Source organism: Aeromonas sp. sif2433, assembly GCF_019218705.1.
In the GTDB taxonomy this organism is placed as follows: domain Bacteria; phylum Pseudomonadota; class Gammaproteobacteria; order Enterobacterales; family Aeromonadaceae; genus Aeromonas; species Aeromonas encheleia.
This window is the reverse complement of sequence record NZ_JAHUXD010000008.1, coordinates 56585-71552: the sequence shown is the minus strand read 5'-3', so window position 1 is coordinate 71552 and position 14968 is coordinate 56585. Positions and strand designations below refer to the sequence as shown.

Genomic DNA, 14968 nt, shown 5'->3' with positions numbered 1-14968 from the left:
GGGGAAAATGATGCCACATTCCCGCCGGGCTGTCCGCTGCGTCGGGCGACGGGGACGAGCAGTGGCGTCATTTGTTGTCCGGATGTTGCCTGGAAGCGGGCAGGCTCGGCCAGCCTGTGCTATTTACTAATGCATCACTAGATATTGGTCGTTGAATGACACCTATTGTGACAAGGAAGACAGGCTCTGGCAGGGGAACGGTAGTCGCCAGCGGCATCCAGGGCTAGACGGAGGTTGTGATGAAGACGAATGCTCTCTTTGTGCTTGCACTCGCCATGGGCGAGCTGGTATCTGTCCCCGCCGCCGCCTTCAACGGCACTATTACCATCAATGGGGAAGTGACTGCCGGCACCTGCGCCATCGCCGTCAATGGCGGCAACGCATCGGCCACAGTGACCCTGCCCACCGTCAGCACCAACGCGTTGAGCAGCATAGGCCAGACCGCCGGTGCCACCGGATTCAACCTCGCGCTCACCAGCTGCCCGACCACGGGCTCGGTGCGAGCCTACTTCGAAAACATCGGCGTGGCCCAGGCCACGGGCAACCTCAGCAACAAAGCCGTCGCGGCGGGCGGGAAAAACCCGGCTCAGAACGTGGAGGTCCAGATCCTCTCGGCCAACAGCACCCCCATCGACTTGAGGACCAATACCGGGAACAACGTGCTGGTCGACTTCAGCGCGACCGGCGGGGCGACGCTCTATTACAGCGCCCAGTACATTGCCACCGGCGCCGTGGGGGCCGGCCTGGTCTCGGCGGACCTCATCTACTCGCTGGATTACCACTGAGTATCGCCTCCATGAGTCTGCCCCGGGGCCTTGGATGGGCAAGGCTGTGGCGCTATGGCTGGGGCATGGTGTTGCTCGTTGCCTGGCAGGCCTGGGGCTATGTCCAGATCTCGGGTACCCGGGTCATCTACCCCGCCTCCGCTCGTGAAGTCACGCTGGAGCTGACCAACAAGGGCAACGTGCCCGCACTGGTGCAGGTCTGGATGGATGCCGGCGACCGCCGCATCCGGCCCGGTGTCGAATCGGTGCCATTTTTGATCACCCCCCCCATCACTCGGATTGATGCCCAGCGCGGCCAGTCGCTGCGCCTCACCTATGTGGGGCAGGGGCTGCCACAGGATCGCGAGTCGGTGTTCTGGCTGAATGTGCTGGAGGTTCCGCCCAGCGCCAAGTCCACCCAGGCGGGCCAGAATCTGGTGCAGCTCGCCTTTCGCTCCAGGATCAAGATGTTCTATCGCCCCGAGGGGTTGGCAGGCAACGTCGAACACTCCGCCAATCACCTGAGCTGGCGCCTGATCCGGCAAGGGGAGGGCTATGCCTTGCGGGCCAGCAATCCAAGCCTGTATCACGTCAGCATCAGCAATCTCGAGCTGCAGACGACCCAGACCAGGCGCTACAGCAATCTCAGTGGCGGCATGGTGTCGCCGGGAGGCAGCGCCGATTTTCCCATCGATCGCCTGTCGGGTTCGGTCCATGCCAAGGCGGTGACCTTCTATTGGCTCAATGATTATGGGGCCCGCGAGGTGGGTCGATTCGTCTTCAACTGATCCCGTTTTGGCTCTTGAGGGGGAGGTGTGCCGTGCCAGCCAGTCATCATCCCCAGCATTCAATGTCTCGTGCCAGCGCCCCGGGGGCTGGGGCCCGAAGGGCGGTTAGTGGCAGGTGCCTGCTTGCGCTGCTCTGCCTCTGGGTCGCCTGGGCCCAGGCCGATGAGGTGGCGCCTCCCACCGTCGCTAAGCCGCCCGCCCCGGCGGCCGATGTCGAATTCGACAGTCAGCTGCTCGACAGCCTGGGGGTGAACATCGATCTGGCGCGCTTCGCCAGTGCCGACTTCGTGCCCCTTGGCCTCTATCAGCTCGACATCATCATCAATGGCAAGGACAAGCTGAGCCAGCAGGTGGAGGTGCGGGCCGGCCCCGATCCCAAGACCCCGCTGTTTTGCTTCACACCCGGTCAGGTTACGCAATGGGGGCTGCTTGTCGATCAGTTGCCCAATCAGCCGTCGGTCAAGCTGCAGATGCAGAGTAACTGCATCCGGGTCGAATCCCTGGTGCCTGGTGCGAGCTTCAGCCTGGATCTGCCCAGCCTGAGCGGGGCGCTCAGCCTGCCGCAGGCCTATGTCGGCCGTGTCCGGCGTGATTATGTCGGGCCGGAGCAGTGGGTACAGGGGATCAATGCGGCCTTCGTCGGCTATAACGCCAATCTTTATTACAGTGAGCTGAGCGGGACCGACGATCAGTTCAGCAACAGCGTCAATCTCAACACCGGCGTCAACCTGGGGGCCTGGCGTCTGCGCCATAACGGCTCCTGGCAGGGCAGTGACGGCGGCAGCTATCAGTCCCTCAACAGCTATGTGCAGCGGGATGTCACCACACAGAGAGCCCAGCTCACCCTGGGTGAGTACTTCACCCCGGGGGACAGCTTCGACAGCGTGCCTTTCACCGGGGTGCAGCTTGCCAGTGACGATGCCATGCTGCCCGACTTTGAACGGGGCTTTGCCCCCGTGGTGCGCGGGGTGGCCCAGAGCAATGCCAGGGTCACCATCCGTCAGGGCAGCGCCCTCATCTATGAAACCCAGGTTGCTCCCGGCGCATTCGCCATCGACGATCTCTATGCCACCAGCTTCGCCGGCGATCTGGACGTGACCATCACTGAGGCGGATGGCAGCGAGCGCAGCTTTACCCTGCCATTCTCCTCCGTGGTGCAGATGCTGCGGGACGACACCTCCCGCTTCAGCCTGACCCTGGGCCGTTACCGCAACGAGGCCGGCCCGGATGGCCCCGACTTTCTACAGGGCATCTATCGCCGCGGTTATTCCAACACCCTGACCCTGTACGGCGGCAACATCGCCGCCGAGGACTATGCGGCCCTGCTGGCGGGGGCCGCCATGGGCTCCGACTATGGCGCCCTGGCGCTCGACGTCACCGGCTCCTGGGCGCGGGATCTGCCCGCCGCCTCCGAGCTGCCCCCGTCGCTCTCCGGGCAGAGCTACCGCCTGACGTACAGCAAGCAGATGGATCTGACCCAGACCTACTTCACCCTGGCCGCCTACCGTTTCTCCAGCGAAGGCTATCTGGATCTCAACGATGTGGCGGCGGCCCAGAGCCAGACCCTCGATCAGCTGCAGCGGGAGCGCAATCGCTTCCAGCTCAACATCAACCAGCCAGTGGGGGAGTGGGGGGATCTCTATTTCAACGGCATCAGTCGCGACTACTGGGGGGCCGAGGCCGAGAGCAGCAGCTTCCAGCTCGGTTACAACCGGGGGTTTGACTGGGGCAACCTGACGCTCTCGGCCAGCCACTCGCTGGACGATGGGGTTGGCGATCAATACATGCTGAGTCTCAGCATCCCCATCGGAGATAGACTCGGTGCCCCGCGCCTGAGCAGCACCGTCTCCTATCAGGAGGGGCAGGGTTACAGCGCCAGGCTGGATCTCAACGGGGGCTCCCGGGACGGGCGTTTCTACTACGGGCTCTACGGCAGCCAGAGCCAGGGAGACGGGGCGGGCTATCAGGGCTATGGCGCCAATGCCCAGTACCAGACGGCGGCAACCCAGCTGGGACTGAGCACCAGTCAGGGGGAGGGGTATTCCCAGTATGTGGCCTCGGCCAAGGGGACCCTGCTGGTGCATGAAGAGGGCTGGGTGCTGGGACAAACCCAGGGGGAGACGATGGCGCTGGTGGAGGCCAAGGGCGCCCAGGGGGCTAGGGTCAGCCACGGCATTGGCAGCGAGGTGGATGGGGATGGTTACGCCGTGCTGGCCGGGCTCAACCCCTATCGCACCAACATCATCGGCCTGGATCCGAGCGGCCTGCCGCTGGATGTGGAGATAGATGGCAGCGCCCAGATGGTGGCCCCCCGCCGTGGCGCCATCGTCAAGCTGGCGTATGAGACCCATGTTGGTCAGCCGTTGCTGCTCAAAGTCCAGCGGACGGACGGCAGTGTTCTGCCGTTTGGCGCCGAGGTGGTCGACGGCGCCGGTCGCTCGGTCGCCGTCGTCGGCCAGGGGGGGCTCATCTTCGTGCGCGGTGAGCAGGCTATCCTCTACGTCCAGTGGGGGAAGGAGCCAGATCAGCAGTGCCGGCTGGATTATCGCGTGCCCAAGCCAGATCCTGCGGTGCCCTACCAACAGGTCGCCGCCCGCTGCCTCACCATGGAAACAAACTCATGAGACACATCATTCTGACATTCCTGGCGCTGGGCTCCCTGCTGTGGTGGCCAAGCTGCGAGGCCGCGCTCAACCTGATGCGCACCCGGCTTATCTATGCCGGTGGGGCCAGCGAGGCCAGCCTGATGGTTCACAACCAGGGGGAGGCACCGACTCTGCTGCAGGCCTGGGTCGATGGGGGCGATGAGCAACAGGGGCCGGCCGACGTCTCGACCCCCTTTCTGGTGCTGCCTCCCATGATGCGGCTGGGGCCGGACAAGGGGCAGGCGCTGCGGGTGTTGGGCGCCGATCTGAGGGCGCTGCCCCGAGACAGGGAGTCGCTGTTCTGGCTGAATGTGCTGGGCTTGCCGCCCAAGGCCGCAAGCGCGGGCGGCAGCGTGCAGCTGGCCTATCGCACCCGCATCAAGCTGTTCTATCGCCCGGCCGGGCTCGCCGGCTCCGCTGCCGGGGCGGCGGAGCGGCTCATCTGGCACGAGCTGGCGGGCACCGGGCTGAGGGTGACCAATCCTACCCCCTTCCACGTCAGCCTGAGCGAGGTGCTGCTCGAGTCGAGGGGGCAGAGCTTCAGCTGGCACGAGGCCGGCGTGATCCTGCCCTACGGCATCTTGCCGATCCCTATGCCTGGGGCTGCACTCGCGGGTGCCAGGGGGCGGCTGCGCTGGATCGACGACGATGGCAACTATCACGAGCAGGGGTTTGTGCTGAACCAGCAGGGAGGGCAGTGATGGGCGAGCAGACGGAGAACAACAGCGTGGGTCGAGTAAAGAATAGTGGCCTGATGGCCGGTGTCTTGTTATTGGGTTGCCTGCTGTGGCTGCCCAAGGCTCATGCCGTCAACGGCCAATGCACCAGCCCCTTCGTGGCGACCGGGCCCATTACCACCACAGGGACTCTCTATCAGCCCGGGGATACCGGTATTGCCACCGCCTTCTCGACCACCAGCTCGGCTACCTGTGATTGCACCGGGATCTCGGTAGGATTGCTGGTGACGGTTTATTATCAGGCCACTACCAGCCTGCCCACCGTCTCCGATCCTCTGGGGACCCTGATCAAGCTCAACTCCTATTTTGGCCTCAAGGCCGAGTTCAATGCGGCTGGCACTTATCGGACGGTTCCTTTCAATGCCACTTCCAGCGGGTTGTTGGCCGTCTGCATCGGCAACGTGGTGAATCTGGCATTGGGTGGGATTGACGTCAACGGCGGGCGCTATACCCTGAAGCTGCTCAAGGGGGTCACGGGCACCCAGACCTTCAGCGGCACCGTCGCCTACCTCTTCGTGCGGCGCTCCAGTGCGCCCGATACCAGTCCGGCCAATGCGTTCAGCCAGCTGGCGATGAACATCAGCGTCACCTCGACCCCGAGTTGCCAGTTTCCGGCTGGCACCAGCATCCCCATCGATCTCGGCGCCGTGGCGCAGAGCGCCTTCATCGAGGGCGAGGTGCCCAGAGGCTACACGCCGCGCAGCGTCAATGTGAGCGTCACCTGCAGCCAGATCCCGAGCGATTATGTGGTGCCGCTTAGCTACCGCTTCGGGGGGGCGCTCACCAGCCAGAATCGTTTCATCACCACCAGCCTGGCCGGGGTCGGGGTGGGCATGCTCGAGCAGAGCAGCCCAACCCCTATTCCATTTGATACCGCCATCGCGGTACCCTACTCGGCGGCTACCCACAATACCAATTATCAGGTGAGGCTGTACCCGACCCGGCTGCCGGGCCAGGTCGTGCGCACCGGCGCTTACACCGGGACCATCATGGTCACGGTGAGCGTGCCCTGAGGGGATAAGCTTTCGTTTTATTTTTGCAACGAGGTCGACGATGAACAGTGACAACCGCCTGCGCAGCGAACCCAAGCGTCACCCCATGGGGCGGGGCTGGATCTGGATCCGCACCGGGTTCGACATCTTCAACAAGGGCATGGGGGCCAGTGTGGCCATGATAGTGCTCTGGTTCCTGGTGGGCATGCTGCTGGAGCAGTTACCGGCGGGCAGCTTTATCTCCCAGTTGCTGTATATGGTGTGGGGCGCCGGCTGGGTGGCGGTGGCGCAGCGGGGCTATGGGGGGCAGCCCCTGCAGTTTGCCGACTTCTTTGCCGGTTTTCGTCACAAGCTGACGCCCCTGATCCTGGGGGGGCTGCTGGTGCTGTCGCTGTTCTGCCTGCTGCTGCTTGCCTGCTTCGCCCTGCTGCACCTGTGGGATCTGACCGGCTTGCTGTCTCAGGATCCGGAAACCCTGACGGTGACACCCGAGCAGGCGCAGGGCTTCATGCTCTGCCTGCTGCTGTTCCTGGCCTTGCTGGTCCCTTTGCTGATGGCGATCACCTTCGCCCCCGCCCTCATCTTCTTCCACGAGGTGGGGGTCTGGCAGGCGGCCAAGCTCAGCTTCGCGGGCTGTCTGCGCAACATGTGGCCCTTCCTCTGGTGGGGGCTGCTCGGTGCCCTGTTGCTGCTGCTTGGGGCGGCGCTGTTTCTGGTCGGCCTGCTGGTGGTGCTGCCAGCCATCAACTACTCCATCTATGCGGCCTACCGTGACATCTATCTGGAGGAGCTGGATGCCGCTGATGCCGAGCCGCCCGCCAAGGCGTTCGGTTTCGAGGCATAAGCCAGCACAGCATGACAAGGGGCCCGCGGGCCCCTTTTTATTGACTGTTTACTCTGATTGCCACAGGGGATCGTCCGCCATGCGGGCGATGAGGAAGTCGAGGAAGCTGCGCAGCAGGGGAGACATCTGCTTGCGGGTGCCGTAGACGGCATAGACGCCGAGCCGCTTGGGCTGCCACTGGGTCAGCAGCGGCACCAGGGCCCCGCTCGCCAGTTGGGCCTGCACCGAGTAGCTTGGCTGCAGGCTGATGCCCGCCCCATCCAGGGTCGCCGCCAGCAGCAGGTTGGAGATGTTGGCGCTGAGGTTGCCGCTCACCGGCACGGACTCTGGGCCAGCGGGCCCCTGAAACTCCCACAGGCTCTTGCCGAAGTAGGTGTAGGTGAGGCAGTTGTGCAGCGCCAGATCCTGCACCTGCTGCAAAGGCGCGTGGCGCGCCAGGTAGGCAGGGCTGGCACAGACCACCGAATGGCAGGTGCCGAGGCGGCGCGCCACCAGGTTGGGATCCAGATCGTTGGTGATGCGCACGGCGAGATCGATCCGCTCCTCCACCAGGTTGACTGTCCTGTCCAGCAACAGGATGTCGATGGCGGTGCCGGGATAACGAGCCAGGTAGTCGTTGGCGGTCCGGACCAGCAAGGCTTCCGCCAGGGAATAGCTGCTGGTGATGCGCAACTGCCCCTTGGGGGCCTCCTGGCTCTGCACCGCCAGCTGCTCCATCTCCTCGCCCAGGGCCAGCATGGTCCTGGCCCGGTTCAGCGCCTCCTCACCCGGCCCGGTGAGGCTCAGCCGGCGGGTGGTGCGGTGCAGCAATCGGGCCCCCATCCAGCGCTCCAGCTCGGCCAGATAGCGCGACACCATGGCGCGCGACATCTCCAGCTTGTCCCCGGCACCGCTCAGGCTGCCCTGCTCGACCACTGTGACGAAGACCCGCAGTGCCGTCAGTCGATCCATGTTCCGCCCTCCTATATGCTCGATTTGTGCAACAGTGATGCGCTAATTATGCGGTATTTGTACCGATAAAGTTTCAATAAACTGTGTTCATTCGATGACAAGCGACCTTATGAGGAATACCCGATGAACACAGCACTTCGTACCCTGACCCTGGCCAGCACCCTGCTCAGTGGCGCCGCCTTGGCGGGCCCGCTGACCGTGACCGTCTACAACCCGGGCGAGCAGGGCATCTTCCCGGTCTCCTCCGAGCTGGTGAGCGGTGATAAAGAGGCCATCCTGATCGACGCCCAATTCGGGATCAATGACGGCAAGGCCCTGGTGGATCTGATCAAGCAGAGCGGCAAGAAGCTGACCACCGTCTATATCAGCGGTGGGGATCCCGACTTCTATTTCGGGCTTGAGCCCATCAAGGCCGCCTTCCCCGAGGTCAAGATCCTGGCCAGTCAGCACGTGGTCGACCACATCAGGCAGACCAAGGATGCCAAACTGGCCTACTGGGGCCCGATCCTCGCCGAGCAGGCGCCCAAACAGTTGATAGTGCCGGAGGTGATGACCGCTTCCCAGCTGACCCTGGAAGGGAAGACGATCGAGATCAAGGCGATGAACACCCCGAGTGCCTACCTCTGGGTCCCCTCCATCAAGACGGCGTTCGGCGGCGTGCCGGTATACAGCGGTACTCACGTGTGGATGGCAGACAGCCAGACCAAGGCGGCGCGGGCGCACTGGGTGCAGACCCTCAATGAGCTGCTGGCCCTGAAACCGGAGCGGGTCGTGCCGGGCCACTTCCTCGGGGCCGAACCCAAGGGCGCCGAGGCGGTGACCTTCACCCGCGACTATGTGCAGCGCTTCGAGCAGGTGCTGGCCAAGTCCAAGGGGTCGGCCGAGCTTATCGACGGTTTGAAGCAGGCCTTCCCGGCCCTGCCGGTCGACGACGGCCTGGCCATCGGCGCCAAGGTCAATAGCGGCGAGATGAAGTGGTAATGGCCTGAGTCCAATTTCCTGTGTTTTTTACCGGGCAGTCGCTGCCCGGTTTTTTCAATTGATGGCGCCGGAGTGAATCCATGAACGAAACCACCTTGCATTATGTGTACGACCCCCTCTGCGGCTGGTGCTATGGCGCGGCCCCCCTGCTCGCGGCCGCGGCCGGGATCCCCGGCCTTGGGATCGCGCTGCATGCCGGCGGCCTCTGGCTGGGCCCGCGTCGCCAGCCGATGGGAGAGGCGTTGCGTGACTATGTGCGCCCCCATGACGAGCGGATCCAGGCCCTGACCGGCCAGCCGTTTGGGACACGCTACTTCGACGAGCTGCTGCTGAGCGAGGGCCTGTCCCTCGATTCCGAGCCGCCTATTCGCGCCATCCTGGCGATCGACGAGCTGGGGGGAGATGGCCTGACGCTGCTGCACCGCATCCAGCAGTGCCACTATCGCGACGGCCGCTGGGTGGGCTCTCTGGACAACCTGAGCGAACTCGCGGCGGAGCAGGGCATCACGAGAAGTGCGTTCGAGCAGGCCTGCCAGAGGGTGGATCTGGCCGGGCACCTGGCGGAGAGCCAGCGCTGGTTGCGCCGCCTCGGCGGTCAGGGATACCCGACCCTGGGGTTGATGCAGGGTGGGCGGATCACCTCGTTGCCGACCGCCTCCTTCCTGGGGGATCCGGCCGCCTTTGCCGCCCATCTCGTTCAGGCGATCGGGCAGGGACACGCCTAGTCATGAGGAATCTGGTCTGAACAGTGCCTTTCAGAGCCATATTTGCTCATGCTTGGAGGCGTGCTGACGATATAGGATGACGCAGCTAAAAATATCCATTTATGGATAGTCATCATGTCGGGCATGAATGTCCCGAATGTATCTCTTGTCGGCAAGGATCTTCACCATGTTCAAAAACATGTCTATTAGCCAGAAACTGAGCGGTGGATTCGCCGTCTTGGGCGTCCTGATCGTCGCCCTTGCCTGGTTTTCCGTGTCCCAGTTGTCGGGCCTGTATCGTGACAGCACCGAGATCACCGGCAACCTGATCCCGAGCATGCAGGCAGCCAACCAGATGGAGATCGCCCTGCTGGATGCGCGGCGGGCCGAGTTGAACATGGTGATAGCGGCGCGGGAAGATCAGCAGGAAATCGCGCTGCACGACAAGACCTACCAGGCGGCCAGGCAGGAGTTCGACGCCGCGGCCCAGGCCTATGATGCCATGCCGTTCACCTCGGGGCAGGAAGAGCAGGAGTTCATGGCCCTCAAGGCGGCGGCCAGCCAGTACTTCACCTCCCATGAGCAGCTGATGGCGGCCCTGCGTAAGGGGGAGCTGGAACGGGTCATGTCCCTGCGCAAGGGGGAGACCCTGGTTGCGCTGGAGGCGGTCAGCAAGCAGGCCCTGCTGCTGCGGAGCATCAACGACAACGCCGCCCGTGACATGACCACCACCATCAAGGGGGTGTACGAAGACTCTCGGCTGCTCAACATCCTGGTCGGCTCGATCGCCGTGCTATTCGTGGTGGTGGTGGCCTGGCTGCTGACCCGGCTCATCCGCAATCCGGTCATGCTGTTGCTGGCTCAGACCCAGAAGGTCTCGGCGGGGGATCTGGCGACCGAGCTGAGCCTGGCTCAGTTCAACAATGATGAGCTGGGGCAGCTGGCCAGGGGCTTTGGCGAGATGCAGGGGCGCCTGCGGGACCTGGTCAGCGAGGTGTCCGGCTCTGTGGTGCAGCTCAGCTCGGCCGCCGAGGAGATCAGCGTGGTCGCCAGGCAGTCGGCATCCAGCATGAACAATCAGCAGCATGAGCTGAACCAGCTGGCGACGGCCATGAACGAGATGCAGGCCACGGTGCAGGAGGTCTCCCGCAACACCAACGACGCGGCGGGGGCGGCCACCCTGGCCAGCAGCACGGCCGAGCAGGGCGCCCATACCGTCAACGACTCCATAGTGCGGATCGAACAGGTCGCGACCGCCATCGAGAGCACGGCCGAGGTGATCCGCCAGCTCGGCGACGACAGCCGCAACATCGGCATGGTGCTGGAAGTGATCCGCGGCATCGCCGAGCAGACCAACCTGCTGGCCCTGAACGCCGCCATCGAGGCGGCCCGGGCGGGTGAACAGGGGCGCGGGTTTGCGGTGGTGGCCGATGAGGTGCGCACCCTGGCGAAGCGGACCCAGGATTCCACCGCCCAGATCAACACCATCATCTCCGAGCTGCAGCATCGGGCGGAGTATGCTGGCAGCACCATGGCACAGAGTCAGGCGTTGATGCAGGCGACTGTCGGCACGGCGCGGGAAGCGGGGGCCTCCATCACCGAGATCAGCGGATCGGTCGAGAACATCTCCCACATGAACATCCAGATTGCGACGGCGACCGAGGAGCAGGGGGCGGTGAGCGAAGAGCTCAACCGCAACGTGGTCAACATCAGCCATGCCTCGGAGGAGGTGGTGGCCGGGGCGACCCAGATGGCGCAAGCCTGTCAGGAGCTCAATCTGCTGGCGACTCAACTGCAGGAGATGGTGCGTCGTTTCCGGGTGTGAGCACCCGCTGACGATGGCCCTTAGCGCGGGCCCGGATCCTGCATCCGGGCCCGTTTTGTTTTGCTGTGCCGGGCCGGTTCTTCCCGTTTGGTGCTCATCCCTTGTCCCCCCGCCCGTTGTTGGGCATCCTAGTGGCCCCATTGATTGGCCGGATTCTGGATGTATGAACCTTCGCGATCTCGAGTATTTGGTAGCGCTGGAAGAGGAGAAACACTTTCGCAAGGCGGCGGAGCGCTGCTTCGTCAGCCAGCCGACCCTGAGCGGTCAGCTGCGCAAGCTGGAAGATGAGCTGGGGGTGATCCTGATCGAGCGCACCTCCCGCAAGGTCTTGTTCACCCCTGCCGGCGACGCCATGGCCCGGCAGGCCCGCAAGGTGCTCAAGGAGGTGCGCGAGCTCAAGAGCATAGGCCAGCACTTTGCCGAACCCATGTCCGGTGAGATCCACATCGGCTTCATCCCCACTGTAGGCCCCTACCTGCTGCCCCACATCATTCAGGATCTGAGAGAGCACTTCCCCAAGCTGGAGTTCTACCTCTACGAGGAGCAGACCCAGGCGCTGCTCAAGCGGCTGGAGGAGGGGGGGCTGGATTGCATCATACTGGCCGAGCTGGAGGGGATGGAGGGATTCGGCTCTATACCGCTGTATCAGGAGCCCATGTGGCTCGCCGTGCCTCAGCAGCATCCCGAGGCGCAGGCCAAGGCGGTGCCGCTGCACAACCTTAAAGGCAAAAAACTGCTGATGCTGGCCGACGGCCACTGCCTGCGGGATCAGGCGATGGGGTTCTGTTTTGCCGCCGGGATCGGCGAGGATCAGCGCTTCAAGGGCACCAGTCTCGAGACCCTGCGCAACATGGTCGCGGCCGGCAGCGGCCTGACCCTGATCCCCCGCCTCGCCGTGCCGGCCAATCAGGAGGAGGGCGGCGTCAGCTACCGCCCCGTGGTGGATCCGGTGCCGGGCCGCACGATCTCGCTGCTCTATCGCCACTACTCGGTGCGCCGGCCCTGCTTCAATGAACTGGCCGCCCGCATCTCGTCACTGATGCGGCCGCAACTCGGTTAAGCCGCCCAGCTCCCCATAAAAAAACCGGCGCCTTGGCGCCGGTTTTTGTCATCTAAGGGTTCTGCTTAGAAGATGTCGTCGGTCGAGACCGGGCCATCGCTGCTTGAGCCATCGCCACCATAGACCTGATTGCCATCGGAGAGCTGGCTCGCGTAGCGGGTCGGCTCAGTCCCTTCCTTGAAGAACTCCTCCATGGTGCTGCCATCGGTACGATTGGTCAGCAGGCCGGTCTCGCGATCGATGCGCACCTGCATGACCCCCTCCGGCACCGGCATCTTGCGCTCGGGCACCTGTTGCAGCGCCGTCTTCATGAAGTCGATCCAGATGGGCTGCGCTGCGCCGCCGCCGAATTCGGCCCGGCCCAGACCGCGTTGGTGGTTGTCAAAACCTATCCAGGAAGTGGCGACCAGGTTCGGGGTATAGCCGGAGAACCAGGCATCCCGCGATTCGTTGGTGGTCCCGGTCTTGCCCGAGATGTCGTGACGCTTGAGGTCACGGGCCGCACGCCAGCCGGTACCACGCCAGCCATTGCCACCCCAGATGGCGGTGGTCAGGGTATCGGTGACCAGGAAGGCGCTCTGGGCACTGATGGTCTGGGGCGCCATGTTGTTGGGCACCACAGGGTCGATCGGGCACTGGGCCTTCCAGTCAGGGACTGTATTGGCGTAGGCGTCGGCGCTGTCGAGCCCGGCGGCGGCCAGCACGCCGCAGTCGCGGCAGGCGGCGGCCGGGTTGGCCTGATACAGGGGGGTGCCGAAGCTGTCGGTCACTTCGGTGATGAAGTAAGGGGTCACCTGGAAGCCGCCGTTGGCCAGCACCGAATAGCCACGCACCACTTCCAGCGGGGTGAACTCGGCGGCGCCCAGCGCCAGGGATTCGTTGGCGGAGATGTGATCGCGCGCGAAGCCGAAGCGGGTCAGGCCATCGATGTAGGTATCCAGCCCGATGGCGCGCATCAGGCGGACCGACATCACGTTCTTGGACTTGGCGAGCCCCAGCCGCAGGGTGGTGGGGCCTTCATAGATGGCCGGGGAGTTCTTGGGCTGCCACATGGGGCCCTTGGCCGGATCCCACTGGTTGATGGGCGCATCGTTGATCAGGGAGGCCAGGGTGTAACCCTGCTCCAGCGCGGTGGCATAGAGGAAGGGCTTGATGTTGGAGCCGACCTGGCGGCGCGCCTGATCGACCCGGTTGAACTTGGACAGCTCGAAGCTGAAGCCGCCGACCAGCGCCTCTACGGCCCCGTCCTGCGGGTTCATGGCGACCAGGGCGGCGTTGACGTCGGGGATCTGGGAGAGCAGCAGCTCTTCCCCTTTCTCCCGCACCCAGATCTGGGCGCCGACTTTCAGCACATCCCGTGCCGATTTCGGCGCGTAGCTCTGGCGATCATCGGTGATGAAGGTGCGCGCCCACTTGATGCCATTCCAGCCGAGCTCGGCCTGCTTGCCATTCTTCAGCACCAGGGTGGCGCTCTTGTCACCGACCTTGGTGACCACGGCCGCCATCAGCGGCTGGTAAGTCGGTTGCTTGGCCAGGTGGGCCATGATCTGGTCGTAGTCCCAGCCGGCTTCACCCGCCTTCCACAGCAGTGCGGTCGGGCCGCGATAGCCATGGCGGGTATCGTAGTCGAAGACCCCGTCCAGCAGCGCCTGATGAGCGGCGCGCTGGCGCTTGGCGGTGACAGTGGTGTAGACGTGCAGCCCCATGGTGTAGGCATCTTCACCAAACTGCTCCACCATCTTTTGGCGCACCATCTCGCTCAGATAGGGGGCGTTGAGGGTGGTCTCGGCGCCGTGATAACGGGCCTTGATCGGCATCTTGGAGGCTTCGTCAAACTGGGCCTGGGTGATCTTGCCGGTCTCCAGCATGCGGCCCAGCACCACGTTGCGGCGGGCGAAGGCGCGCTCGGGCGAACGGATGGGGTTGAGCATGGACGGCGCCTTGGGCAGACCGGCGATGATGGCGATCTCGTCAAGGGTCAGATCTTTGACATCCTTACCGAAGTAAACCTGAGCGGCGGCACCGACCCCAAAGGCGCGGTAGCCGAGCGGGATCTTGTTGAGATAGAGCGTCAGGATCTCGTCCTTGGAAAGATTCTGCTCGATGCGCCAGGCCAGGAACACTTCCTTGACCTTGCGCACCAGGGTCTTCTCGTTGCTCAGGAAGAAGTTGCGCGCCACCTGCTGGGTGATGGTACTGGCACCCTGACGGGCTTGACCGGAGACGGCCCAGACGGTGGCGGCGCGGATGATGCCGATGGGGTCTATCCCGGGGTGCTCATAGAAGCGCGCATCCTCGGTGGCGAGGACGGCATCGATCATGGACTGGGGCATTTCGTCCAGGCGCAACGGGATGCGACGGATCTCGCCAAATTGGGAGATCAACTCACCGTCCCGGCTATACACCTTCATCGGGGTGGCCAGCTTGATATCGCGCAGTGCGCTCACATCCGGCAGCTGGGGCTTGATGTAGAAATAGATGCCGATGAGGCTGGCAACACCCAGCACAGCACCCAGCATCATCACAATAAACAGGCGAACGAGCCATTTCAGCATGGAAGAACTACCAATCGTCTTAAAATTAGCCAACGGGCGCAGAGTATAGCCTTTTTACCCCCGCAGATTCGAGGTTTTCCTGACCAAAGAGCCGGGCCTCGAAGAGAGGCGCGAGGGTAGCA

12 protein-coding genes are annotated in these 14968 nt (G+C 63.8%); 10 read left to right on the top strand and 2 right to left on the bottom strand.

Going from position 1 to position 14968, the window contains the following annotated elements:
• Positions 1-239 precede the first annotated feature (239 nt).
• The 6 genes from KW825_RS13685 (at position 240) to KW825_RS13660 (ending at position 6770) form a co-directional block, all read left to right on the top strand.
• Entirely contained in the window at positions 240-785 is a 546-nt protein-coding gene (locus KW825_RS13685) for a fimbrial protein (protein WP_218329522.1), read from the top strand.
• A gap of 11 nt (positions 786-796) precedes the next feature.
• On the top strand, positions 797-1552 hold the full coding sequence (locus KW825_RS13680; RefSeq protein ID WP_218290604.1) for a fimbria/pilus periplasmic chaperone: 756 nt from the start codon (positions 797-799) through the stop codon (positions 1550-1552).
• Between the two features lie 167 nt (positions 1553-1719).
• Complete coding sequence (locus tag KW825_RS13675) at positions 1720-4176, top strand: fimbria/pilus outer membrane usher protein (RefSeq protein ID WP_371315809.1); 2457 nt, start codon at positions 1720-1722, stop codon at positions 4174-4176.
• Positions 4173-4898, top strand: coding sequence for a molecular chaperone (locus tag KW825_RS13670; protein WP_256353861.1), 726 nt, complete (start codon positions 4173-4175; stop codon positions 4896-4898). The genes KW825_RS13675 and KW825_RS13670 overlap by 4 nt, the downstream gene beginning before the upstream one ends.
• Positions 4898-5947 carry a fimbrial protein gene (locus tag KW825_RS13665; RefSeq protein WP_042652708.1) on the top strand — a complete coding sequence of 350 codons (1050 nt, stop codon included), beginning with the start codon at positions 4898-4900 and terminating at the stop codon, positions 5945-5947. Before KW825_RS13670 ends, KW825_RS13665 begins: the two co-directional genes overlap by 1 nt.
• Positions 5948-5987: 40 nt before the next feature.
• Positions 5988-6770 carry a BPSS1780 family membrane protein gene (locus tag KW825_RS13660; RefSeq protein WP_218290607.1) on the top strand — a complete coding sequence of 261 codons (783 nt, stop codon included), beginning with the start codon at positions 5988-5990 and terminating at the stop codon, positions 6768-6770.
• A 48-nt stretch (positions 6771-6818) separates the two neighbouring features.
• On the opposite strand, the gene KW825_RS13655 is transcribed toward KW825_RS13660, so the two are convergent.
• Positions 6819-7721: a LysR family transcriptional regulator gene (locus KW825_RS13655; protein ID WP_218329520.1), complete on the bottom strand. Its 903-nt coding sequence runs from the start codon at positions 7719-7721 to the stop codon at positions 6819-6821.
• Between the two features lie 123 nt (positions 7722-7844).
• On the opposite strand from KW825_RS13655, the gene KW825_RS13650 reads away from it, so the two are divergent.
• The 4 genes from KW825_RS13650 (at position 7845) to oxyR (ending at position 12291) form a co-directional block, all read left to right on the top strand.
• Entirely contained in the window at positions 7845-8702 is an 858-nt protein-coding gene (locus KW825_RS13650; protein ID WP_218329519.1) for a Vmh family MBL fold metallo-hydrolase, read from the top strand.
• 80 nt (positions 8703-8782) lie between these two features.
• Positions 8783-9427: a DsbA family protein gene (locus KW825_RS13645; RefSeq protein ID WP_218329518.1), complete on the top strand. Its 645-nt coding sequence runs from the start codon at positions 8783-8785 to the stop codon at positions 9425-9427.
• Between the two features lie 166 nt (positions 9428-9593).
• Positions 9594-11231 (top strand): methyl-accepting chemotaxis protein, encoded by a 1638-nt coding sequence (locus tag KW825_RS13640; RefSeq protein ID WP_218329517.1) that lies wholly within the window; start codon positions 9594-9596, stop codon positions 11229-11231.
• 163 nt (positions 11232-11394) lie between these two features.
• Complete coding sequence (oxyR, locus tag KW825_RS13635) at positions 11395-12291, top strand: DNA-binding transcriptional regulator OxyR (protein ID WP_218329516.1); 897 nt, start codon at positions 11395-11397, stop codon at positions 12289-12291.
• 65 nt (positions 12292-12356) lie between these two features.
• Here oxyR and KW825_RS13630 read toward each other — a convergent pair whose 3' ends face one another.
• Complete coding sequence (locus KW825_RS13630; RefSeq protein ID WP_218329515.1) at positions 12357-14846, bottom strand: penicillin-binding protein 1A; 2490 nt, start codon at positions 14844-14846, stop codon at positions 12357-12359.
• Positions 14847-14968: the final 122 nt, after the last annotated feature.